We start from the raw sequence: 24742 nt of genomic DNA, 5'->3' as shown, positions 1-24742 counted from the left end.
GAGACGGCGGAACCGGACAACTGGCGGCCGCTTACTTCGGCGCTGCGACGGTCACGAGTGCCGGACGCAGCACGCGGTCGGCGATCACGTAACCCTTTTGCAGCACGGCAACGACGGTGTTCGCTTCCTGCTCGGCCGGCACCATCGAAATGGCCTGGTGGCGATGCGGGTCGAACTTCTCGCCGACCGGATTCAGAGCAACGACGCGCCCCTTTTCCAGCGCGCCCGTCAGCTGGCGCAGCGTGAGTTCGACGCCCTCGCGGACCTTTGCGAGGTCGCCCGAGTTGTCCGCGAGCGCGGCCTCGAGGCTGTCGAGCACCGGCAGCAGATGCTCAGCGAAGCTTTCGATTGCGAACTTGTGCGCCTTCGCAACGTCGTCCTGACCGCGGCGGCGCACGTTCTCCGTTTCAGCCTTCGCGCGCAGAAAGCTTTCCTGCAGCTCGGCAATCTTCGCCTGCGCTTCAGCGAGAGCGGTATCTGCGGATTCAGCCTGCGCCACACCTTCAGGCTGGGCTGCGACAGCAGCGTCATCAGCGGCCGCGCGACCGGTTTCGTCAGCGGGCGTGGGATTCTGGCTGGTCGGATTCTCTTGCGTGTTTTCCATGTCGCTGAAAGTCGTTAAAAAATAAAAGGCACTGCGGCGTCTTCATTCCATGCACGCCCGAATGGGCGTTGCGCAGGCACAACAAGCCGCCGCTTGTCGACGGTGCAGATGGGGGCCGCATTGGTGTTTTCAAGCCCGTCCGCACGTGGTTCGCACGCCGGTTTGCACCCGGATCGTGCGGTGAAACTCGCTGTAACAACAATCACGCGACCGTCATCAGATTGAGATTGAGCCCGATGCGCGACTGTCCTAAACTCCAGACAGACGTCCGAAAAGACACGTTTACCCTAACAGATGTAATCTTCTTTTCAGATCGCTGCCTTTACTACGGCTGTCATTGCCTTACCACCCGGTTCGAGCGCCGTTTCCATCCCGCATCTTTCAGGGGAGTACCGTGAAACTGACCTTTGCAATTTCGGTGGTCGCCCTGGTACTCATTGCAGGTACCACGACCATATGTATGTCCGGCGCCGTCAACGAAAGTACGACGGAATACGGTGGCGTGCATCAAACGATGGAAAACCTGTTCAATCCCCACCTGAAAGTTTGTCGATAACGCGCCGGTCGCGTTTGGTCGGCCGTCCGTGCATGCTGGCGGCCGGCTCACGATATGTCCTGCGCCGGTCCTGCTCCGCCAGCCGCTTTTCCCTGCCTTCAGATGTTTCCGCGTAAAGCGTCTGTGCGACGCTCGCCGGGCCGCGCACATCGCAGATACCCAGCACTTCCAGTTGCCACACAATCTGCTCGATCTGGATTTCGACCGAGTCGCCCACCCGCACATCCTTCGATGGCTTGACCGTCGCGCCGCCGATCCGCACGCGCCCTTTCTCGACCGCGTCTGCCGCGAGCGAGCGCGTCTTGAAGAAGCGCGCGGCCCACAGCCACTTGTCGATGCGCAGTCGCGCACCGGGTTCGGTATCAATCCTGCAGTTCATTGAAGCACTTCCGTTCTGACAGGTTGTTCAACCCGTTCCCGATCCATGGTCCGTTGTCAGCATCAGGCCTGAGCCACTGCCGCGCCCTGCACCGGCGCGGGCTGGATGACCGGCCAGCCTTGCAGATGTTGCGCGACGATTTCACCCAGCGCCGCGATCCACGGCGACGAAGCATTGACGCACGGGATCCGGTGAAACTCCTTGCCGCCCGCGTGCAGAAACTCGTCGCGCACCTCGAGCCCGATCTCTTCGATCGTCTCCAGACAATCCGCCGTGAAACCGGGGCAAAACACGTCCGCCCGGCGCACGCCTGCGAGCCCGAGCTCTTTCAATGTGGGCGCCGTATAGGGCTGCAGCCACTCGGCGCGCCCAAAACGCGACTGGAACGTGATCCTGCATTCCACCGGCGACAGATGCAGTGCGTTCATCAGGAGCGCACCCGTCTGCTGGCATTGCTCGTGATACGGATCGCCGAGGTCGAGCGTGCGTTTCGGCACGCCGTGAAAACTCAGCACCAGCTTGTCGCCGTTCGCGAAGTCCGGCTGGCCGTGCGTCTGCCAGTAGTGACGTACCTGCGCGGCCAGCGCCGCGATATACGCCGGATGGTCGCAATAGTGACGCACCGTGCGGATTTCCGGCTGGTTGCGCATGCGCCGCAGCGCCACGAACGCATCGTCGAACGCCGTGGCCGTGGTGGACGACGAGTACTGCGGATACATCGGCATCAGCAGCACACGGTCGGCGCCCGACAGTTTCAGCTGATTCAGCATCGCGGGAATGCCCGGTGTGCCGTAGCGCATCGCGTAATCGACGATCACCTGATAGTCGTTCAGATGCAGCAGGTGACGCAGCGCTTCCACCTGTTTTTCCGTATGGACACGCAGCGGCGAACCCTCCGGCATCCACACAGCCGCGTATTTCTTTGCCGATGCGCGCCCGCGGAACGGCAGGATCAACAGACGCAGAATCACCTGCCAGATCACGGCCGGAATCTCGACCACGCGCGGATCGGACAGAAACTGCGCGAGGTAACGGCGCACGGCACGCGGCGTCGGAGCATCCGGCGTGCCGAGGTTGATCAGCAACACCGCGACACGATGTGACGTGGCGGACTGCGAAGGCCGCTCGAGATCGAAACGCATATTCAGTTGGCCCGGTGGCGTGCTGCGGGGAAACGGTTCAGGTGGAGCCCATTATAGCGGCCCGGTTTTCCACCGATACCTGGCCATCCGGCCAGTTGGCGCGGTGCGCGCCGTCGCGCATCATGTGTCTCATGCGATGCGCGAAGTGCAGTGCACGCGGAGTGTTACTGCTGGCTGAGGCTCATCGAAAGCAGCCGCGCGGTGATGTCGACGATCGGAATGACACGGTTGTAGGCCATGCGCGTCGGCCCGATCACGCCGAGCGTGCCGACAATCTTTCCGTTCACTTCGTAGGGCGCGGTCACAACGCTCATTTCTTCGATCGGCACGAGATTCGATTCGCCGCCGATGAAAATCTGCACGCCCTGCGCGTGACTCGATACGTCGAGCAATTGAAGGAGGCTGGTCTTCTGGTCAAATACATCGAAAAGCTTGCGCAGCCGTGCCATGTCAGACGAAAGGTCGGCGACTTCGAGCAGATTGCGCTCACCCGAAATCAGCACGGTCTCGCCCGTGTCGGTGTCGTCGGTGCTGGCGGTCACGGCCGCGTGCATCAGCGTGGTCATGTCGCCGCGCAGTTCGTCGATCTCGTCGCGCAGGCGCCGGCGCACCTCGTCGAAAGAGAGACCCGCGAAGTGCGCGTTGATGTAATTGGAGGCCTCGACGAGCTGCGACGGCGAGAAGTCGCGCTGCGTGGCCATGATGCGGTTCTGCACATCGCCTTCCGGCGTCACGATGATGAGCAGGATGCGCTTGTCGGACAGGCGCATGAATTCGATCTGCTTGAAGACGTGGCTGCGCCGCGGCGTCAGCACGACGCCCGCGAACTGCGACAGGCTGGACAGCACGCTCGCCGCCGCGGCGACGATTTTCTGCGGCTCGCCGCCCTGGAGCGTGGTCTTGACCGTGCGCATGACCGCTTCTTCGTCAGCGGCGGATTCGACGGTCAGCATCGTATCGACGAAGAGACGATAGCCGCGCGGGGTCGGAATGCGTCCGGCCGACGTATGCGGGCTGATCACAAGGCCGAGGTCCTCGAGGTCCGACATCACGTTGCGGATCGTCGCCGGGCTAAGCTCGAGGCCCGAATAGCGGGAAAGCGTGCGCGAGCCGACCGGCTGACCTTCGGCGATATAGCGCTCGATCAGCGTTTTGAGGAGGGTTTGTGCGCGAGGATCTAGCATGACGGAAAATTTTAGCTCAACGGCGGTACTTCAGGGAGCAATCAGAAAACCTTTCGCAGCGCTCGCCGGTGCGCGGCGACCTGCGTGCGGCGGTACGGCATCGAGCGGCGAGGCATGCTGGGCATCAGGGATTCACCATTCTAGCGACAAACCCGCGCCGGCCGTGCGGCTGCGCCCGCCGGCGGCCAGGGGTGCCGCCAGGCGCCCGTGCCAGTGCCGCGCCGCCCGGTATGCCGGCCAGCGCGCCGTTCGGGTGGCAAGGTGAAAGGTTCTTTTCGACGCACAGCTATGGTGTAATGCCGGCATGCAAGTAACCAGCCAGTTCAAGACCGTTGCGCTAGTTGGGCGCAGCAATACGCCAGGCATCGGCGAGCCGCTGACGGCGCTCGCGTCGTGCATCGCGCGCCGCGGCTTCGACGTCGTGTTCGAAACGGAGACCGCCCATGAAATCGGCGCGACCGGTTATCCGGCGCTGCGTCCCGACGAGATTGGCACGCGCGCGGACGTCGCGGTCGTGCTGGGCGGCGATGGCACGATGCTTGGCATCGGGCGCCAGCTCGCGCCCTACCAAACGCCGCTGATCGGCATCAACCATGGCCGGCTGGGTTTCATCACGGATATTCCGATTTCGGACATGCAGGAAATCGTCCCGCAGATGCTGGCGGGCAGTTTCGAGCGCGAAGAGCGCACACTGCTCGAAGCCCGCATCATGCGCGACGGCGAGCCGATCTATCACGCGCTGGCGTTCAACGACGTGGTGGTCAACCGGAGCGGTTTCTCGGGCATGGCGGAACTGCGCGTCTATGTTGACGGGCGCTTCATGTACAACCAGCGCTCGGACGGCCTGATCGTCGCCACGCCGACCGGCTCGACGGCGTACGCGCTTTCGTCGGCGGGGCCAATCCTGCATCCGCAGCTGCAAGGCCTCGTGCTCGTGCCGATTGCGCCGCACGCCCTGTCGAACCGTCCGATCGTGATTCCGGACGACTCCGCCGTCAGCATCCAGATCATTTCGGGCCGCGACGTCAACGTGAACTTCGACATGCAGTCGTTCACGGCGCTGGAGCTGAACGATACGATCGACGTCCGGCGCTCGCGCCATACCGTGCCGTTCCTGCATCCGGTCGGCTACAGCTATTACGCGACGCTGCGCAAGAAGCTGCACTGGAACGAGCACCCGTCGCTCGCCGACGATCCGCCGACGTAAATCACCCGCGTCAACGTTTCGCCGGGCGTTTGCGTGGGCGGCCCGCCGACGGGTCGACGCGAACGACCGTGCAAACGGCCCACGACGCAAAAATGCAGCACGCGAAAACGTAACGCCGCGCAGGGACACTTTGCCTTATCCGCGCATCGAATTTGCCGCCAAAACAGCTAACCAGACCAGACTCCATGCTTCGCCATCTCTCGATACGCGACTTCGTGATCGTCGCGGCGCTCGATCTTGAATTCGACAGCGGCTTTACGGTTTTCTCCGGTGAAACGGGTGCGGGCAAGTCGATCCTGATCGACGCGCTCGCGCTGGCGCTCGGCGCCCGCGCCGACGCGAGCGTCGTGCGCACCGGCGAATCGCGCGCCGACATTACCGCCGAGTTCGCAACGCACGCACAGGTCGAACACTGGCTTGAGGAGCAGGCGCTCGGCACGGCAACCGACCCCGACGACGACCACGGCAGCACGGTCATGCTGCGTCGGGTGATCGACTCGAACGGCCGCTCGCGCGCTTTCATCAACGGCACGGCGGCCACGCTCGCACAGCTGCGCGAAGTCGGTGAAATGCTCGTCGATATTCACGGGCAGCACGCACACCAGTTACTGATGCGCCCCGACGCGCAGCGCGAACTGTTCGACACGCATGCCGGCCTGCTCGATACGGCGTCGAGCGTCACACGCGCCTGGCGCAACTGGCGCGAAGCGGCGCAGGCGGTCGAAATCGCGCAGACACGCGATCGCGAACTGCAACTCGAGCGCGAACGTCTCGCCTGGCAGCTCACCGAACTCGACAAGCTCGCGCCGCAGCCGGGCGAATGGGAAGAGGTCAACGCCGAACATCACCGTCTGTCGCACTCGGCGAGTCTGATCGAAGGCGTGCAGGGCGCGCTCGGCGCGCTGTCGGAATCCGACGAGGCGATGATCACGCATCTCGGCGCGATCATCTCGAAGGTGCGCAGTCTCGCGGAGATCGATCCCGCGCTCAACGACACGCTCGCCGCGCTCGAACCCGCCGAAATCCAGCTGCAGGAAGCGGCCTACTCGCTTTCGCATTACGCGCAGCGGCTCGAGCTCGATCCCGACCGGCTCGCCCAGGTCGAGAAACGCCTTGAAGCGCTGCATTCGATGGCGCGCAAATTCCGTCTGCAACCGGAAACGCTGCCCGAGGAACACGACACCCGTCGCGCGCAACTCGCCGCGCTCGATGCCGCCGCGGATCTCGACAGCCTGCGCGCCGCCGAATCAAAAGCGAAAGACGCGTACCACGCCGAAGCAAAGATACTGTCGAAAGCGCGCGCGAAGGCCGCCAAAGCGCTCGGTTCAGCGGTAACGACAGGTATGCAGGAACTGTCGATGACGGGCGGCAGCTTCGAAGTCGCGCTCGTGCCGCTTCAGGAAGGCGGCGCACACGGCATGGAGCAGATCGAGTTTCGCGTCGCGGGTCACGCGGGCGTTCCGCTGCGGCCGCTCGCGAAAGTCGCGTCGGGCGGTGAGCTCGCGCGGATCAGTCTTGCGCTCGCCGTGATCGCAAGCGCGGCGAGCCTCACGCCGACGCTCATTTTCGACGAAGTGGACACGGGAATTGGCGGCAGCGTCGCGGAAGTCGTCGGACGGCTGCTGCATCAGCTGGGACGCGACCGTCAGGTGCTGTGCGTCACGCATTTGCCGCAGGTTGCGGCGCGCGGCGATCATCACTTCCAGGTGGCGAAGAGCGGCAATGGCAAGGGCGGCACAACCAGCAGCGTCACGTCGCTCGACCGGTCGAGCCGTATCGAGGAAGTCGCGCGAATGCTCGGCGGCATCGAGATCACGGCGACCACCCGCAAGCACGCAAAGGAAATGTTGACGGCGTAAATAGTACGAACAGCGTCACGCGGCGCGAATAACATCACGCGCCGCACCCTCCATTAGCCAAACACGCGTTTCCACAACGCCAGCACCGCGTCCCGCTCCGCCTGAACCCGCTCCGGCTCGACCCGCGCCTTTTCCATACCGTCGAGCCGCAGCTGGTGTTGCAGCTTGCGATACGTCCGGTACGCCGCCCCGACCGTCTCCGCCTCTTCTTCGCTCATCAGCCCGAATCGCGACACCTCGCGCAGGAGCGCGATGTTGCCCGTGTTGCGGATCAGTTCCGGGTCACGCGCCGCGTGCAGCAACACCCAGTACTGGACGGTGAACTCGATATCGACCATTCCGCCACGATCGTGCTTCAGATCGAAGAGGTCGGTGCGATTCGGGTGTCCGGCTTCGACGCGCGAGCGCATGTCGACGATCTCCGCGGCGAGCGGCGCGGCATCGCGCGGCGTCGTCAGCACCTGGACGCGGATCGCTTCGAAGCGCGCGCCGATCTCCGCGTCGCCGGCGCAATAACGTGCGCGGGAGAGCGCCTGGTGCTCCCACACCCACGCGGTGTTCGCCGCGTCGCCTTCTCGCAGCTGGTAGCGGCGAAACGCATCGAGATCCGTGACGAGCAGCCCCGATTCGCCATTCGGCCGCAGGCGCAGATCGACGTCGAAGAGCGTGCCCGCGCCCGTCGCCATCGTGAGCCAGGTGATGAGGCGTCGCGTGAACGTGGCGTAAACGTCGGCGGCGGCATCGTCGGGGTCGTCGTACAGGAAGATCACGTCGAGGTCCGACGCGTAGCCGAGTTCCTTGCCACCCAGCTTGCCGTACGCGATCACCGCGAAGCGCGGCACCTCGCGATGGCGCTTCGCCACGGTCTTCCAGACTGCTTCGAGTGTCACGTCGAGCACGGCATCGGCGAGTTCGGAAAGCCGGTCGCTCACGTGCTCGACGCTCAGATGGCCGGCCAGATCGATCAGCAGGATGCGGAACACTTCGGCCTGGTGCGCGTGACGCAGCAGGTCCATCTGCTGCTCGACACCGTCCGCCGCGGCGATCCGCCCGCGCAACGTCCGCTTGAACTCAGGCCAGTCGAACGGGCTCGCGATCGCTTCGTCGTCGAGCAGTTCGTCGAGCAGCTGGGGATGCCGGATCAGGTAGCCCGCCGCCCAGCGCGAAGCGCCCAGCACCGACAGCACGCGATGCAGCGCCACGGGGTATTCCGTCAAGAGCGCGAGGTACACGCCGCGCCGGCTCACCGTTTCGAGCAGATCGAAGAACCGTGCGAGCGTATCGCCGCGCCGCGCGGCCGGCTCTAGCGTGCGGGCGGCTTCGAGCGCGCGCTGCGCCACGATGTCGAAGCGCTGCCGGCTGCGCTCGGCGAGCCCCGTATATCGCGACGAACGCCACACGGCACGCAGCCGCTCCAGCAGCTCGCCCGGCTCTTCGACGCCCAGCTCGACGATGCGGGTCCGCAGTGCTTCATCGGCGCTTTCGTCGTCGAGCGCGCTGCTCCAGACCCATGCCGCCGCGCCGTCCTCGGGCGCACCGCAGCCGTTCTGGCCGCTCACCTTGTCGGCGAAAATCTGGTCGAACTGCCGCTCGACGCGCTCGCGATGTCCGGCGAGCACCGCCATCAACGCGTCGTAACCGTCAAAGCCCATCGTCCTTGCAAGCTGCGCGCGTTCTTCGGGGTCGACGGGCATCGCGTGGGTCTGCGCGTCGTTGCGGTACTGCAGACGGTGTTCGAGATCGCGCAGAAACCGGTAGGCCTGCGTGAGTTCGACGCATACCTCCGGCGCAATCAGGCCGTGCGCCGCCGCATGACGCAGCACCTTCAGCGTCGGCCGCACGCGAAAACCCGCGTCCTGGCCGCCGCGAATCAGCTGGAACACCTGCGCGCTGAACTCGATCTCGCGAATGCCGCCACGTCCGAGCTTGATGTCGTCGGCCTTGTCGGGGCGCATCGACGCACGGCGCTGCGCTTCCTGGCGAATCTGCAGATGCAGCGAGCGGATCGCGGCGATCACGCCAAAGTCCAGATACCGGCGGTAGATGAACGGCGTGACGATCGCGTCAAGCTGCTTCGTCAGACGCTGCGCCGCGTCGCTCCCGCCTTCCGAGACGAGCCGGCCCTTGATCCACGCGTAGCGCTCCCATTCGCGGCCCTGCACGTAAAAATACTCTTCGAGCATGCCGACGCTGCACACGAGCGGGCCCGAATCGCCGTTCGGCCGCAGCCGCATGTCGACGCGAAAGACGTAGCCATCGGCGGTCACTTCGGCGAGCGCGGCGATCAGGCGTTTGCCGAGACGCGTGAAGAAATCCTGCGTCGCGATTCCCGAGCGCTGCCCGCCGGCCGTCTCGCCATCCTCTTCGTAGAGAAAGATCAGGTCGATGTCCGACGATACGTTCAGTTCGCGCCCGCCCAGCTTGCCCATGCCGACCACACCGAGCGTGAGCCGTTCGCCGTCCGGGCCACGCGGCTCGCCATAGAGCGCTTCGAGATCGGCGGACAGCACGGCGAGGGCGCGCTGGATCGTCGCTTCGGCGAGATCGGTCATCGTGCCCGTGACTTCGGCGACATCCGCGCGCCCCGACAGGTCGCGTTCCATCACGGCGCAGAACACCTCGGTGCGCAACTGGCGCAGCGCCTTTTTCAGTGCATCTTCAGTGAGCGGCGCGGCGGACGCGGCGCCGGTCGTGCCAGTCAGCTCGGCAAGCCGCGCATCGATCTGCGCGCGGGTGACGGGCGCAGCGGCGAGCGCCGTGACGCGCGCCGCGAGTTCGGGTCGGGCCGCCACGGCACGTGCCGCATAGTGCGACCAGGCGGAACTCATCAAGGTAGGATCAGTCATCTAAAGTCTGGCTCGCTCGTTGCTTCATTCTGCTTCATCGATCGCGACGCAAGGAGCACCGGCAGCCTCGCCGGAACAATCCGGCGAAGTCGGCAGCCAGGCTTTCGCAATGACTTCCGCGTGTTGTCGTTTTGCGTCGCAAGGCTTGCTGGCCGGACGTTTCACCGAGTGCCCGTGGCCGTTGGCCCGTGTGTTACATTTCATCGTCAGACCGCAAAACTACCATACGCCCACCCGCCGCAGCATGTCCGAGCGAAACGAATCCGCCGACCCGCACGAAGCCGGACGCGCCAGGCCCAGCAGCGGGCACGACCATGTAGTGCTGCGCCACACGCTGCGCGTCGTTCTTGCGATCGCGCTGGTGGTGTACTTCATCGTGGTGGGCCTCTTCCTCGGTCTGCGTTACGCCGTCCTGCCGCACATCGACGCGTTCCGTCCGCGCATCGAAGCCGCCGTCTCGTCGAAGTTGCACGCGCAACTGGATATCGGCCAGTTGAAGCCGCACTGGATCGGCTTTCAGCCCGGCATCGAGATCACCAACGTCACGATCCGCGATCGCGACGGCAACACCGCACTCACCATTCCGCACGCCACCGCGACGCTGTCGTGGCGATCGCTGGTGCAGTTCTCGCCCGTACTGTCGACCCTGATCGTCGACAAGCCGGACGTCCTGATCTCGCGCGGCACCGACGGCATGCTCTCGGTGGCCGGCGTGCCGCTGCCGAGCCGCCATACCGGCAACGATACCTTCACCACCTGGCTGCTTCGCCAGCAGGCGATCGTGCTGCGCGGCGGTACGCTACGCTGGCGCGACGCGCGCCACGACGCGCCCGAAATCAGGCTGAGCGACATCCGTCTCGCCATCCTCAACGACGGCTTCGTGCATCATTTCGCGCTGCAGGCGCCCGCCGACGGCAACGTGCTGCACGGCCCGCTCGACTTCCGCGCGAACTTTCGCCACACGCCGCTCACTGCGGTCGGCAAGCCGATCAACTGGAAAGGCCACGCGTATCTGTCGACCGGCCCGGTCGATCTGCCGGCGCTCGCGCGTTATATCGATTTCCCGGTCGAGACCTACGCGGGCCGCATCGACAACGCCATCTGGATCGACTTCGCCGAAGGGCGGATGACGTCGGCCGGCGGCCAGCTCGCCGGCGCCAACGTGTCGATGCGCGTCCATCCGACGCAACCAAAGCTCAACGTACCGGTCGCCAGTTTTACGTGGCACGTCGATCTGGCGAGCCGCGACTTCAATTTGCAGCTGAACGATCTGCACGCCGAACTCGGCCAGCCGGCGCTCGATGACGGCACGCCGGTCACGCGCCTGCTCGCGCTCACGACGCTGAACGCCCGCTTCCGGATGGCGAGCGTCCAGTACGGCCAGCTGCTCAGCGTCAGTGGCGATCGCGTGGACCTCGGCATCCTCGCGGAATTCAGCCGCGCACTGCCGTTGCCGCGCAGGCTGCTGAACAACCTCGTTCGCTTCAACCCGCGCGGACTCGTTGCGAACTACGTGATCGAAATCGAGCGCGAAAAACCCGACGCTGGCGAAGCCGCCGCCGAGCAGCGTTCGGGCGGCGCCGAGCCGATCGTCCGCTACCACTTCAAGGGTGACCTTCAGGGCATCAGCGTGGCCGCGCAGGAACCGCCGCCCGGCCTCACGAAACTGAACCACCCGCGCGCGGGTATTCCAGGCGTCGAGAATCTGTGGGGCCACGTCGATGCCGACGAGAACCACGGCTCCATCACGCTCGATACCGCGAAGGTCGCGATCACGATGCCTGGCGTGTTCGACGATCCACGCCTGATGTTCGACCGGATGACCGGCCACGGCCACTGGGAAATCAAGGCGGCCGCGCCGGGCGAGCAGCATAAGGCGTTTGCATTCACGCTGTCCGATTTCGCGGTCGCGAACGCGGATGCTGCCGCGAAGGTCACGGCGAACTATACGAACGTGGGTCACGGGCGCGGCTCACTCGATCTGACCGCGGTGTTTGATCGCGCCGCCGTGCCGGCGATTCCGCGCTATCTGCCTACCGGCATCAGCGAAAAGCTGCGCCTCTATCTCGGGCACGGTCTTCAGGACGGCATGTCGCACGGCGCAACGATCGACGTGCACGGCAACCTCGACAAATTCCCCTACTCGCGCGATCCGACCGCAGGTGTCTTTCACATCGTCGCGCCGTTTCGCGGCGGGCGCTTCGAGCCGTCGCCGTTTCCGCCGCGTACGCTGAAGGACGGCACGCCGAGCGTCTGGCCGGCGTTCGACGGCATCGACGGCACGTTCGAACTGAAGGAAAATGTGTTGCGCTTCGACATCGACCGCGCGCATTACAAGCACGTCGCGCTCGGCAAGGTGTCGGGGAAGATCGACGATCTCGGCACGAAGGCGTCGAGCCTCGTTATCACGGGCGACGCACACGGTCCGCTTGCCGACATGCTCGACTACGTGAACAACAGCGCGCTCGGCGGCGTCTCGAAGCACGCCGGCGAAAAACTGCATGCCGGGGGCCCGGCGACGCTCGCGCTCAAACTGACGCTGCCGCGCACGCCGAAGCCGCACCTCGCCGTCGAAGGCACGATCGGCTTCCTGAACAACGACCTCGCCATCGAGAAAGTGCCGCCGCTCTCGCAACTCAACGGCAAGCTGCATTTCACGGAGCACACCGCGCAGACCGACCGGCTGTCCGCGCGCGTTCTCGGCGGCGACGTCCATGCGAGCGGCGGCTACCGGCAGGACGGCACCTACGCGTTCGACATCGGCGGGCGCATTGGCGTCGAGGCGGCGCGCGGGTTGAACCTGCGCGGCCCGGTCACGCAGGTGCTCGAGCACATGAGCGGCAGCGCGCCGTACCAGATGAGCATTCACGGCGCGAAAGGCCGCCAGCCGGACATCACCGCGAATTCCGACCTGACCGGCCTCGGGCTGGATTTCCCGCCGCCTTTCAACAAACCGGCGGGCGAGCCCATGCCGCTGCGTTTCACGCTCCGGCCGCCGACCGCCGCGTCCCTCGCGGGTAATTCGAAAGCGCCGGGCAAGACGGGGGCTTCCGCGTCGCCAGCAGGATCGACAGACACGACGGGCGCAGGCGCAGCGGGCGAAGCCGGCCTGCAACGCGCCGACCTCACCTTCGGCCCGATCGCCGCGACCTATCTGCTGCGTCGCGAGCCGCAACAGCCGCTGACGGTCGTACGCGGCGCGATCGGCGTCAACAAGCCAGCCGACCTGCCGACTGAAGGCGTCACCGCCGCGGTCGACGTCGAACGATTCGACGCCGACGCGTGGCGCGCGCTCATCGCGCAGATGCGCAGCGGCAGCAAGGACGCCGTACAGCCGGGTGTGCCGAACACGACGGCGCAGCAATTCCTGCCGACCCGCTTCGCAATCCACATCGGCACGCTCAAGCTGCTGAAACGGAGCTGGGACGACCTTGTGGTCGGCGCCTCGCGTGACGCCGGCAAGTGGCAGGCGAACATCGGTTCGAGCCAGGTGTCCGGCCACGTGTCGTGGCTGCCGGGCGCGACGAAAGATTCGCCGGGCACCTTGCAGGCGCGCCTCGCGAAACTCGTGATTCCGTCGACGACCGAAAAGGATCTGCTCGGCCGCGCCATGTCAGTGCCGGCGCAGAACATGCCGTCGGTCGATCTGGTCGTGAACGAGCTGATCGTGCGCGAGCGCAACTTCGGCCGGCTGGAAGTCGATGCGCACAATTTCGACGAAGGCGGCGTGCCGGTCTGGCAACTGGACAAGCTCGACATCAGCAACCCGGACGCGACGCTGACCGCGACCGCGAACTGGCGCACCGACGAGACGCTCGCCGGTAACATCGAAGCAGCGCAGCCACGCCGCACGGCGCTCCAGTTCAAGCTCGACATCAAGGACACGGGGGCACTCCTCGAACGCGTCGGTGTCGCGCACGCGATCAAATACGGTTCGGGCACGCTGTCGGGCCAGCTCGCGTGGGTCGGCGGCCCGACCACCATCAATTTCCCGACGCTCGACGGCTCGCTCGCCCTCGACCTGCATCACGGAGAGATCCTGAAGGTCGATCCGGGCGTCGCCAAACTGCTCGGCGTAGTGAGCCTGCAAAGCCTCGCGCGCTTCACTACGCTCAATTTCCGCGACGTGATCGGCGAAGGCCTGCCGTTCGAGCGCATCACAGGCACCGCAAAGATCGACGACGGCCTCGGCCGCACCGACAACTTCGAGGTGGTCACCGCGCCGGCGCGCGCCGACATGAAAGGCACGGTCGACCTCGCCCACGAAACGCAGGACCTGCGCGTACACGTTACCCCGACAGTCAGCGCGGGCGCCGGCGTGATCGCTGCGGCGATCATCAATCCGCTGATCGGTGTCGCCGCGCTGGTCGGGGATATCGCGCTGTCACAGTCGATCAGCTACGCGTTCGCGATGGACTACGCGATTACCGGACCCTGGTCCAAACCGCATGTCGAGCGGGTCCACGACGATCGCGGTAAGATGGCCGAGCCGGTTCCGACTGCCGTCCACTGAACGCCGATCCGGCCCCGGGCGCTGCCGCTGCGCCAAGGCGGCCAGGGTTGGTTGTGGTGCCATGAATTGTCCCGGCGCGAGTCCCGTCCGCAACGAATGCGGAGCCGGAACGCGCGCCGCCCAGCCGCGAGTCTCCCGAAACGCCCATGAGCGATCAACACGCTGCTTCAAAGCCCGCCTCAAAGCCCGCTTCGCAGTCCGCCCTACCGCCCTCCCGCGCGTCGTTCCGGGTCGCCGCGCTGCAGATGGTGAGCACGCCGGACCGCGACCGTAACCTCGCCGAAGCCGGGCGCCTCATCGCCGAAGCAGCCGCCGACGGCGCAGAACTCGTGCTGCTGCCCGAATACTTCTGCTTCATGGGCTTCAAGGACACCGACAAGCTCACAGTGCGCGAAGCCTGGGGCGACGGCCCGATCCAGCGCTTTCTCGCCGACGCGGCGCGCCGCCACAAGGTGTGGATCATCGGCGGCACGCTGCCGCTCATCGCACCCGAAGCCACCCGTGTGCTGAACACGACGCTCGTCTTCGACCCGGAAGGCCGCGAGGCGGCCCGCTACGACAAGATTCACCTCTTCAACTTCGAAAAGGGCGAGGAATCGTTCGACGAGGCGCGCACGATCCGCCCCGGCGACGAAGTCCGCACCTTCGAAGCGCCGTTCGGCCGGATCGGCCTGTCCGTCTGCTACGATCTTCGTTTCCCGGAGCTGTATCGCCGGATGGGCGATTGCGCGATGATCGTCGTGCCCTCGGCGTTCACGTACACCACCGGTCGCGCGCACTGGGAAACGCTGCTAAAGGCACGCGCGGTGGAAAACCAGTGTTACGTGCTGGCCGCGGCGCAGGGCGGCAAACACGAGAACGGCCGCCGCACGTGGGGCCACAGCATGCTGATCGACCCGTGGGGTGAAATCGTCGCCGTGCGGGACGAAGGCGCGGGCGTCGTGGCCGGCAATGTCGAACGCACGCGTATCGACGAAGTTCGACAGAGCCTGCCCGCCTGGCGGCATCGCGTGCTGACATGATCTGTAACGAGCTGACATTGGCCGACAATCACTTCACCGGATCAGACTGACCTTGAAAGCGCCGCGCCGAAGATCCATCTGACACCTGACATCGACGCACGCTCCGACCGAATCCTTTGCATTGAAAAGACCAGACCTCGCATGAATATCATCGAACCCGGCATCCGTAACCTCGCGACCGCCAAGGACGTGCTCCTTACGCCCTATGGCCTCGACGAAGGCGTCCTGACCCGCACCCTCGCGGAAATCTTCACGCACCGCATCGATTACGCCGATCTCTACTTCCAGGCGACGCGCAGCGAAGCGTGGAGCCTCGAGGAAGGCATCGTCAAATCGGGCAGCTTCAGCATCGACCAGGGCGTCGGCGTGCGCGCCGTGTCCGGCGACCGAACGGCGTTCGCGTATTCGGACGACCTGTCGCCCGAAGCGATCCGTCAGGCGGCGCTCGCCACCCGCTCGATCGCAAAGGCCGGCGGCGGCAAGCAGAAGATCAAGGTGGCGTCGTCGCTGACGGGCGTTGCGGGCCGCGACCTCTATCTGCCGTCCGACCCGCTGCATTCGCTCGACGCGACCGCCAAGGTCAAGCTGCTGGAGCGCGTCGAACAGATGGCGCGCGGCCGCGATCCGCGCATCAAGCAGGTGATGGCGGGCCTCGCCGGCGAATACGATGTCGTGCTCGTTGCCCGTAGCGACGGCGCACTCGCCGCGGACATCCGTCCGCTCGTGCGCGTGTCAGTCACCGTGATCGCCGAACAGAACGGCCGTCGCGAGATCGGCAGCGGCGGCGGCGGCGGACGCTTCGACTACGGCTATTTCACCGACGAAGTCCTGTCGCGCTACGTCGACGACGCCGTGCACGCGGCGCTCGTGAACCTCGACGCGCGTCCTGCGCCGGCCGGCGCGATGACTGTCGTGCTCGGACCGGGCTGGCCCGGCGTGCTGCTGCACGAAGCGATCGGCCACGGCCTCGAAGGCGACTTCAACCGCAAGGGTTCGTCGGCCTTTGCCGGACGGATCGGCGAACAGGTGGCGGCGAAGGGCGTCACGGTCGTCGACGACGGCACGCTGCCGAACCGTCGAGGCTCGCTCAACATCGACGACGAAGGCAACCCGACGCAGTGCACGACGCTGATCGAGGACGGCATCCTGAAGGGCTATATCCAGGACACGCTGAACGCGCGTCTGATGAAGATGCCCGTCACCGGCAACGCGCGCCGCGAATCGTACGCCGCGCTCCCAATGCCGCGCATGACCAACACGTACATGCTGAACGGCGACAAGGATCCGCAGGAAATCATCGAATCCGTGAAGAACGGGCTGTACGCCGTGAATTTCGGCGGCGGCCAGGTCGACATTACGAACGGCAAGTTCGTGTTCTCGGCGTCCGAGGCGTACATGATCGAGAACGGCAAGATCAGCTATCCGGTCAAAGGGGCGACGCTGATCGGCAGCGGCCCGGAATCGCTCAAGTTCGTCAGCATGATCGGCAACGACATGAAGCTGGATACGGGCGTCGGCGTGTGCGGCAAGGAAGGCCAGAGCGTGCCCGTCGGCGTCGGTCAGCCGACGTTGCGCATCGACCGCATGACCGTCGGCGGCACGGTCTGATTGGGCGGCAACGCACGTTTCATGCATCAAATACATGAAACGTGCGGAATATCCGCATTTTTAGCACCTGATGCTTGTCAGGCGTGCTTCGTCAGGTTATAAAGCCACTCAACCTTTTTCGACGAGCAACGCTTTTTGCCATGTCTTTCGCCAGCTTTTATTTTTACTTTTTCTGGTATCTCAGACCGCTGGCGGATCGAGAGGGGTGTTAGCAAGCGAAACACCGAGAATTCCCGAAAAACCGCCAGCGAGTCTGGCGGTTTTTTTTCGCCCGTCCGCTGCTGCCCATTTTGATGTTGAACACCTTTGAGTTTCGTTTGTCGCGGCCTTGAGATCATTCCCGCGCGAACACGCTACGAACTGAATCCTGGAGAACAAGCATGCCCCCGCACAATACCGACGATGTCCGCATCCGGGAACTGAAGGAACTGACGCCGCCGGCGCACCTGATCCGCGAATTCGCGCTCGATGAAAACGTGTCGAACACGATTTACAACGCGCGCCAGTCGATGCATCGCATCCTGCACGGCATGGAAGACCGCCTGATCGTCATCATCGGGCCGTGCTCGATTCACGACACGAAGGCCGCGCTCGAATACGCCGGCCGTCTGATCGAGCAGCGCAAGCGCTTTGCGGGCGAACTCGAAATCGTGATGCGCGTGTACTTCGAAAAGCCACGCACGACCGTCGGCTGGAAGGGGCTCATCAACGACCCGTACATGGACAACAGCTTCAAGATCAACGACGGCCTGCGCACCGCGCGCGAACTGCTGCTGAAGATCAACGAACTCGGCCTGCCGGCCGGCACCGAATACCTCGACATGATCAGCCCGCAATACATCGCCGATCTGATCTCGTGGGGTGCGATTGGCGCGCGCACGACCGAATCGCAGGTTCATCGCGAACTGGCCTCGGGCCTGTCGTGCCCGGTCGGCTTCAAGAACGGCACGGACGGCAACGTGAAGATCGCCGTCGACGCGATCAAGGCCGCTTCGCAACCGCACCATTTCCTCTCGGTGACGAAGGGCGGCCATTCGGCGATCGTGTCGACCGCCGGCAATGAGGACTGCCACATCATCCTGCGCGGCGGCAAGGCGCCGAACTATGACGCGGAAAGCGTGAACGCCGCATGCGTCGATATCGGCAAGGCGGGACTCGCGGCACGTCTGATGATCGACGCGAGCCACGCGAACAGCTCGAAGAAGCACGAGAACCAGATTCCCGTGTGCGCGGACATCGGCCGCCAGATCGCTTCGGGCGACGAACGGATTGTCGGCGTCATGGTGGAATCGCATCTGGTGGCGGGCCGCCAGGATCTGCTGGAAGGCTGCGAACTGACGTACGGCCAGAGCGTGACCGACGCCTGCATTGGCTGGGACGAAAGCGTCGCTGTTCTCGAAGGACTGGCCGAATCGGTCAAGCAGCGACGCATCAAGCGCGGCAGCGGCAATTAAGCGTCGCCTGCGTGTTTTGTCATGCCTGAGCGGGCTTCGCTGAAGCCCGTTTCTGGCGATCCATGCCGCCCGGTCGGAAAGACCCGGCGGCATTTCCTTTTGTGCGCGCGGCGTAGGGCGCCTACATCAGCTTTGTGACGCTTTCCGGCTTCCATTCCTTTCATTTTCACCGTCGCGTCTGTGTTCTGGCCGGAATTTGTCCTCTGCCCAAAAGCCTGTTGCGACGCACCAGAAATTGATCGAGTATCTGGGTGTTATCCGGCTGTCCCGGCGCTGTCCGGCGCGGCAGCGCTTGCTGTTTGCCTGATCGATTCCCGCCCGGCGCGTCCCGCACCGCTTGCGCGATGCGCTCCCGAAGCCTGTTGTCGGAGATCCCATGAAAATCGAAGCAGTCCGCGAAGCCGCATTCTCGATGCCGCTCACGAGCCCCGCCTATCCGATTGGACCGTACCGGTTCGTCAATCGCGAATTCATGATCATCACGTACCGCACGGATATCGAAAAGCTGCGCGCGCTCGTACCCGAACCGCTCGAGGTCTACACGGATCTCGTGCACTACGAATTCATCCGCATGCCGGATTCAACCGGCTTCGGCGATTACACCGAGAGCGGGCAGGTTATTCCGGTCAAGTTCAACGGCAAGGCCGGCGCCTATACGCACGCGATGTATCTGGACGATCATCCGCCCATTGCGGGCGGACGTGAGTTGTGGGGCTTTCCGAAAAAGCTGGCGTCGCCGAAACTGGAAACGCATATCGACGCGCTGGTCGGCACGCTGGATTTCGGCCCGGTACGCGTCGCAACGGGCACGATGGGCTACAAGCACACGACGCTCGACGCCGAAGCCGAACGCGTGAAGATGAGCGGCGACAACTATCTGCTGAAGATCATTCCGCACGTAGACGGCACACCGCGCATCTGCGAGATCGTTCGCTATCATTTGAAGGACATTACCGTCAAAGGCGCGTGGGGCGGCCCGGCTTCACTCTCGCTTTCTTCGCATGCGCTTGCGCCTGTGGGCGATCTGCCGGTGCTGGAAGTCGTCGAGGCGCGGCATATCATCGCCGACCTCACGCTGGCGCTCGGCGAAGTAGCGTTCGATTACCTGTCGGCTGACGCGCAGAATCGCTAGAACCGCCCGAACCGGAAAAACGACGACGCCTGAATCCACCCGCCGGACATGACCGGCGCACGTCACAACGAGGCTAGAAATGGCGACTCCGTCCGATCAGAATCTGCCCCCGCCGCTTAGCGAAATCGTCTCGCAGCACTACGAAACCGTGGCGCTCGTGCTGCAGGGCGGCGGCGCGCTCGGCTCATATCAGGCGGGCGTCTACGAAGGGCTCGCCGAGGTTGGCATCCATCCGAACTGGGTCGCGGGCATCTCGATCGGTGCGTTGAACACCGCGATCATCGCGGGCAACGCGCCAGAGAAACGCGTCGATGCGCTGAAGCAGTTCTGGGCCCTGATCTGCCAGCCCGCTTCCCCGCTGAACTTCTGGCCCGCCGCACTGGAAACGCAGTTGTTCGGCATTTCGGACTCGTTTCGTCAGGCGTTTTCGTCGTGGTATGCGACCCGTGCGCTGGTGGATGGCCAGAAGGGGTTTTTCACGCCGCGCTTTCCACCGCCGGTCGGGCCGCGCACGCTCGACGTAGCCTCAGCCAGCTACTACGACACGCGTGCGCTCAAGGGCACGCTCGAGCGGTTCGCCGATTTCGACCGTATCAATCACGGCGGCATGCGTGTGTGCGTCGGTGCGGCGAACGTTGCAACGGGCAACCTCACGTTCTTCGACAACGCACACCTCGCGTTGCGGCCGGAACACTTCATGGCATCCGGCGCGCTGCCACCCGGCTTTCCAGCCGTTGAGGTGGACGGCCAGTTTTACTGGGACGGCGGGCTCATTTCCAACACGCCGCTCTCGGAAGTGCTGGGGCAGACACCCCGGCGCGACACGCTCGCGTTCCAGGTCGACTTGTGGAGCGCACAGGGCGCGCTGCCCTCGAACATGGGACAGGTCGACGACCGCGCAAAGGATATCCAGTATTCCAGCCGGACGCGGGCCGTCACGGACAACGTGCGGCGCACGCAACTGCTCCGACGCACGCTTCGTGAGGTGCTACGTCATGTGAGCCCGGAGGCACTCGAGAACGATACGTGGTGCAAGATCGCCGCGCGCATGTCCACGGACAAGCGCTACAACGTCGTGCAGTTGATCTACAAGGACAAGCCGTACGAAAACCAGTTCAAGGATTTTCAGTTCGGCTACAACACGATGCTGGATCACTGGGCGACAGGTCTTGCCGATATCCGCGAAACGCTTGCGCATCCCGAATGGCTCGACCTGCCGGAGAACGAAGCGGGCTTTGCGTCACGCGACGTGCACGCGCCGAGCAGCAGCGACCGGCTCGGGCCGAAGTCGAGCGCAGAGCGCGAGGCCGGCATCTAGCCAGCTAGCGGTCGTGCTGCCACAACACATCTGTGCCGCCGTCGGCGCGATTCAGCACGCGCGCGAGTACGAACAGCAGATCCGACAATCGGTTCACGTACTGACGTGGCGCGGCATGGATAGTCTCGGTCTGGCCTAGCGCGACGATCGACCGCTCGGCCCGCCGACACGCTGTCCGGCACACGTGCGCGACGGCGGCAGCCCGTGAACCACCGGGCAGGATGAACTCCTTCAGCGGCGGCAACGTTGCGTTGTAGTGCGCGAGCCAGGCATCGAGTTGCGCAAGCTGCGCATCGGCGATCATGGTGTGACCGGGAATGCACAGCTCGCCGCCCAGATCAAACAGATCGTGCTGGATCGCAAAGAGCGCCTGGCGTACATCGTCGGGCAACGCTTCGCACAGCAGCACACCTAGATTCGAATTCAGTTCGTCGACGTCGCCGATCGCAGCAATCCGCGCATCGTCCTTGCGCACACGGCGGCCGTCGCCGAGGCCGGTGGTGCCGTCGTCGCCGGTTCGGGTGGCGATCTTGCTCAGGCGATTGCCCATGATGAGTTCCTCGAAGTGGTGACGGTTGCCGCGGCACAGGGCTCATGCCCTGCCGATGCCGTAGCCATTACGTATTGCCTGGGCATTGCCCGTGCGCTGGCAAGCGCCCTGCAATTGCGGGCAAGGTGCAGCAATGGCCAGGAGCGCCCGCGGTCAGGCCATCGCGCCATTATAGGTTTGTCAGGGGCGGCCCGCGCCAGCGGGCGATCGGCGTAAAATGGACAGCAACAATCAGATCAATCGAACACCCGTCCGCTTCCAGGAGACACGCGTGAATCATCCTGTGCCCCCGGCACCGCTACGCCGTCCGTTCCCCGCAGAACTGCTGGTCGCGCTGAAATCCGCCTTCGCCGAGCGCGTTTCGACATCCGACGCCGTGCGCGCCCATCATGGCCGCGACGAATCGCCGTTCGATCCGCAACTGCCGGACGCCGTCGTCTACGCCCGCACGACCGAAGAAGTGCAGACGATCATCAGGCTCTGCGCGCAGCACGACGTACCCGTCATTCCTTACGGCAACGGCTCGTCGCTCGAAGGACATCTGCTTGCAGTCCAGGGCGGCGTGTCGATCGACCTGTCGGAAATGAACCGTGTGCTGGCGATCAACGCGGAAGACCTCACCGTCACCGTGGAGCCCGGTATCTCGCGCAAGCAGTTGAACGAAGCGTTGCGCGACACCGGCCTCTTCTTCCCGATCGACCCGGGCGCCGATGCGAGCATCGGCGGCATGTCGGCGACGCGTGCGTCGGGCACCAACGCCGTGCGTTACGGCACGATGCGTGAGAACGTGCTCGGCCTGACCATCGTGCTCGCCGATGGCCGCATCATCAAGACCGGCACGCGCGCGCGCAAATCGTCCGCGGGTTACGACCTCACGCGCCTCTTCGTTGGCTCGGAAGGCACGCTCGGCGTCATCACCGAAATCACCGTGCGGCTCTACCCGCAGCCTGAAGCGGTGTCGGCGGCGGTGTGCACGTTTCCGTCGATGGGCGACGCGGTGCGCGCCGTCATCGAAACGATCCAGATCGGCGTGCCGATCGCGCGCGTCGAGTTTGTCGATTCGCTCGCGATCCGCTCGATCAACCGGCATTCGAACCTGACGCTGCGCGAAGCGCCCACGCTGTTCTTCGAATTCCACGGCACGGAAGCCGGCGTGAAGGAACAGGCCGAACTCGTTCAGGACATCGCTTCGCAGAACCATGGCGAAGGTTTCGAGTGGGCCACGCGGCCGGAAGATCGCAGCCGTCTCTGGAACGCGCGACACAGCGCCTATTTCGCGATGCTGCAACTGAAGCCGGGCTGCCGCGCTGTGACAACGGACGTGTGTGTGCCGATTTCGCGTCTTGCCGAGTGCGTCGTCGAGACCGAACAGGATCTGAAGGAATCGCCGCTGCCCTGCCCGATCGTCGGCCACGTGGGCGATGGCAATTTCCACGTCGCGATCCTGATCGACCCGAACAAGCCGGAAGAGCTCGTTGAAGCCGAACGGCTCAATCACCGGATCGTCGAGCGCGCATTGCGCATGGACGGCACGTGCACCGGCGAGCATGGCGTCGGGCTGCACAAGATGGGGTTCCTCGTCGAAGAGCACGGCGAAGACACGGTCGACACGATGCGTGCGATCAAACACGCGCTCGACCCGCGCAACCTGATGAACCCGGGCAAGATTTTTTCCTGGGCGGCATGACCCGACGGGCAAACCGGCACTCCACGACCGCGCGCCCGAAGAAGGAGGAGACATGAACGCACCCGGCGAACTTTCGCCTGAAGTTCTCGCCCAGCGCCAACGCGAAGTCGTGCAGGCGCTGATGGCCGTGCTGCCCACGCACTGCCTGCTATATCGCGAAGAAGATACGGTCGCCTACGACTGCGACGGCCTCGCTGCCTATCGCCGGCTGCCGCTCGCGGTCGTGTTGCCGGAAACGGAATCGCAGGTGCAGCGGATCGTGCAGATCTGCCACCGGCTCGATGTGCCGATCGTGCCACGCGGCGCGGGCACCGGCCTCTCCGGCGGCGCGTTGCCGATCCGTCATGGCGTCGTCGTTTCGCTCGCACGCTTCCGGAAGATTGTCGAAGTGGATTCGTATGCGCGCACCGCAACCGTTCAGCCAGGCGTGCGCAACCTTGCCATTTCCGAAGCCGCGGCGCCGTACGGGCTTTACTACGCGCCCGATCCTTCTTCGCAGATCGCCTGCACGATTGGCGGCAACGTGTCGGAAAATTCCGGCGGCGTGCATTGCCTGAAGTATGGCCTCACCGTGCATAACGTGCTGCGCGTGCGGGCCATCACGATGGAAGGCGAGATCGTCGAGTTCGGCTCGCTCGGGCCCGACGCGCCGGGTCTCGACCTGCTCGCGGTGCTGATCGGCAGCGAAGGCATGTTCGCGATCGTCACCGAAGTCACCGTCAAGCTGATCCCGAAACCGCAAACCGCGCAGGTCATCATGGCGAGCTTCGACGACGTCGTGAAAGGCGGCGACGCGGTTGCCGGCATCATCGCGGCGGGCATCATTCCGGCCGGCCTCGAAATGATGGACAAGCCCGCGACGCGGGCCGTCGAGGAATTCGTCAACGCCGGTTACGACCTCGACGCGGCTGCCATCCTGCTATGCGAGTCGGATGGCACGCCGGAAGAAGTCTCCGAAGAAATCGTCCGCATGACGGCGGTGCTACGTGAATGCGGTGCGACGCGCATCCAGATTTCGCGTACGGAAAGCGAGCGGCTCAAGTTCTGGTCGGGCCGCAAGAACGCGTTTCCGGCTGCCGGCCGCATCTCGCCCGATTATTACTGCATGGACGGCACCGTGCCGCGCCGCAGTATCGGACCGCTGCTGTCGCGCATCAGCGAGATGGAAAAAAAATACGCGCTGCGCTGTATCAACGTGTTCCACGCGGGCGACGGCAACATGCATCCGCTCATCCTCTTCAACGGCAACGACCTCGACGAATGGCACCGGGCCGAAGCGTTCGGCTCAGATATTCTGGAATGCTGCGTCGAACTGGGCGGGACGGTGACCGGTGAACACGGCGTGGGCATCGAGAAGATCAATTCGATGTGCGTGCAGTTTTCGCCAGAAGAGCGCGACGCATTCCATGCGGTCAAACGCGCCTTCGATCCGCCTGGCCTCCTGAACCCCGACAAGGGCATTCCAACGCGCGCCCGCTGCGCGGAATATGGGCGGATGCACGTGCGCGGCGGCCTGCTGCCGCATCCCGAGTTGCCGAGGTTTTAACCGCAAGTCTGCCCGGTCGTACGCCGGGCTCGCCGCCAGCCGTCGGGATGGATGGGCGTGGCGCGTGCGCCGCGTGTGCCGTGCCCCGTACGGGTCGCCTCCGGGTTGCCAGCGCCGCGCCGCCCGGTACAATCG

Annotated in this window: 16 protein-coding genes; 10 read left to right on the top strand and 6 right to left on the bottom strand. The window is 64.7% G+C overall.

Annotated elements, in window-relative coordinates; all coding sequences use genetic code 11:
- Window positions 1–31: 31 nt before the first annotated feature.
- The 4 genes from grpE to hrcA all read right to left on the bottom strand — a co-directional run bounded on the left by grpE (window position 32) and on the right by hrcA (window position 3865).
- Complete coding sequence (grpE, locus tag LPA36_RS00990) at window positions 32–604, bottom strand: nucleotide exchange factor GrpE (protein WP_228874270.1); 573 nt, start codon at window positions 602–604, stop codon at window positions 32–34.
- Between the two features lie 527 nt (window positions 605–1131).
- Window positions 1132–1539 carry an RNA-binding S4 domain-containing protein gene (locus LPA36_RS00985; protein ID WP_228874269.1) on the bottom strand — a complete coding sequence of 136 codons (408 nt, stop codon included), beginning with the start codon at window positions 1537–1539 and terminating at the stop codon, window positions 1132–1134.
- 62 nt (window positions 1540–1601) lie between these two features.
- Window positions 1602–2681 (bottom strand): ferrochelatase, encoded by a 1080-nt coding sequence (hemH, locus tag LPA36_RS00980; protein WP_228874267.1) that lies wholly within the window; start codon window positions 2679–2681, stop codon window positions 1602–1604.
- 164 nt (window positions 2682–2845) lie between these two features.
- Window positions 2846–3865 (bottom strand): heat-inducible transcriptional repressor HrcA, encoded by a 1020-nt coding sequence (gene hrcA, locus LPA36_RS00975; RefSeq protein WP_228874266.1) that lies wholly within the window; start codon window positions 3863–3865, stop codon window positions 2846–2848.
- 304 nt (window positions 3866–4169) lie between these two features.
- Here hrcA and LPA36_RS00970 point away from each other — a divergent pair, with 304 nt between their 5' ends.
- Both LPA36_RS00970 and recN read left to right on the top strand, forming a co-directional pair.
- Window positions 4170–5072, top strand: a complete 903-nt coding sequence (locus tag LPA36_RS00970) for an NAD kinase (RefSeq protein WP_228874264.1) — start codon at window positions 4170–4172, stop codon at window positions 5070–5072.
- 185 nt (window positions 5073–5257) lie between these two features.
- A complete protein-coding gene (gene recN / locus LPA36_RS00965; protein ID WP_228874262.1) occupies window positions 5258–6931 on the top strand; it encodes a DNA repair protein RecN in 1674 nt (557 codons plus the stop codon).
- Window positions 6932–6984: 53 nt separating this feature from the next.
- On the opposite strand, the gene glnE is transcribed toward recN, so the two are convergent.
- On the bottom strand, window positions 6985–9777 hold the full coding sequence (glnE, locus tag LPA36_RS00960; RefSeq protein WP_228874261.1) for a bifunctional [glutamate--ammonia ligase]-adenylyl-L-tyrosine phosphorylase/[glutamate--ammonia-ligase] adenylyltransferase: 2793 nt from the start codon (window positions 9775–9777) through the stop codon (window positions 6985–6987).
- Between the two features lie 244 nt (window positions 9778–10021).
- On the opposite strand from glnE, the gene LPA36_RS00955 reads away from it, so the two are divergent.
- The 6 genes from LPA36_RS00955 (at window position 10022) to LPA36_RS00930 (ending at window position 20824) form a co-directional block, all read left to right on the top strand.
- Complete coding sequence (locus LPA36_RS00955; RefSeq protein ID WP_228874260.1) at window positions 10022–14290, top strand: YhdP family phospholipid transporter; 4269 nt, start codon at window positions 10022–10024, stop codon at window positions 14288–14290.
- A 146-nt stretch (window positions 14291–14436) separates the two neighbouring features.
- A complete protein-coding gene (locus LPA36_RS00950) occupies window positions 14437–15312 on the top strand; it encodes a carbon-nitrogen hydrolase family protein (protein ID WP_228874258.1) in 876 nt (291 codons plus the stop codon).
- 141 nt (window positions 15313–15453) lie between these two features.
- A complete protein-coding gene (gene tldD / locus LPA36_RS00945; protein ID WP_228874257.1) occupies window positions 15454–16920 on the top strand; it encodes a metalloprotease TldD in 1467 nt (488 codons plus the stop codon).
- Window positions 16921–17300: 380 nt separating this feature from the next.
- A complete protein-coding gene (gene aroG / locus LPA36_RS00940; RefSeq protein WP_228874256.1) occupies window positions 17301–18374 on the top strand; it encodes a 3-deoxy-7-phosphoheptulonate synthase AroG in 1074 nt (357 codons plus the stop codon).
- Between the two features lie 376 nt (window positions 18375–18750).
- On the top strand, window positions 18751–19506 hold the full coding sequence (locus tag LPA36_RS00935) for an acetoacetate decarboxylase (RefSeq protein WP_228874255.1): 756 nt from the start codon (window positions 18751–18753) through the stop codon (window positions 19504–19506).
- A gap of 79 nt (window positions 19507–19585) precedes the next feature.
- Window positions 19586–20824, top strand: coding sequence for a DUF3734 domain-containing protein (locus LPA36_RS00930; RefSeq protein ID WP_228874254.1), 1239 nt, complete (start codon window positions 19586–19588; stop codon window positions 20822–20824).
- 4 nt (window positions 20825–20828) lie between these two features.
- On the opposite strand, the gene LPA36_RS00925 is transcribed toward LPA36_RS00930, so the two are convergent.
- Window positions 20829–21374: a cob(I)yrinic acid a,c-diamide adenosyltransferase gene (locus tag LPA36_RS00925; RefSeq protein WP_228874253.1), complete on the bottom strand. Its 546-nt coding sequence runs from the start codon at window positions 21372–21374 to the stop codon at window positions 20829–20831.
- Window positions 21375–21645: 271 nt separating this feature from the next.
- Between LPA36_RS00925 and LPA36_RS00920 the strand changes: the two genes are divergently transcribed.
- Both LPA36_RS00920 and LPA36_RS00915 read left to right on the top strand, forming a co-directional pair.
- A complete protein-coding gene (locus LPA36_RS00920; RefSeq protein ID WP_228874252.1) occupies window positions 21646–23061 on the top strand; it encodes an FAD-binding oxidoreductase in 1416 nt (471 codons plus the stop codon).
- Between the two features lie 52 nt (window positions 23062–23113).
- A complete protein-coding gene (locus LPA36_RS00915) occupies window positions 23114–24607 on the top strand; it encodes an FAD-linked oxidase C-terminal domain-containing protein (protein ID WP_228874251.1) in 1494 nt (497 codons plus the stop codon).
- Window positions 24608–24742 lie beyond the last annotated feature (135 nt).

Source organism: Paraburkholderia saeva, from assembly GCF_907164555.1.
Lineage (GTDB): Bacteria > Pseudomonadota > Gammaproteobacteria > Burkholderiales > Burkholderiaceae > Paraburkholderia > Paraburkholderia saeva.
This window is presented reverse-complemented; position numbering and strand designations above follow the sequence as displayed.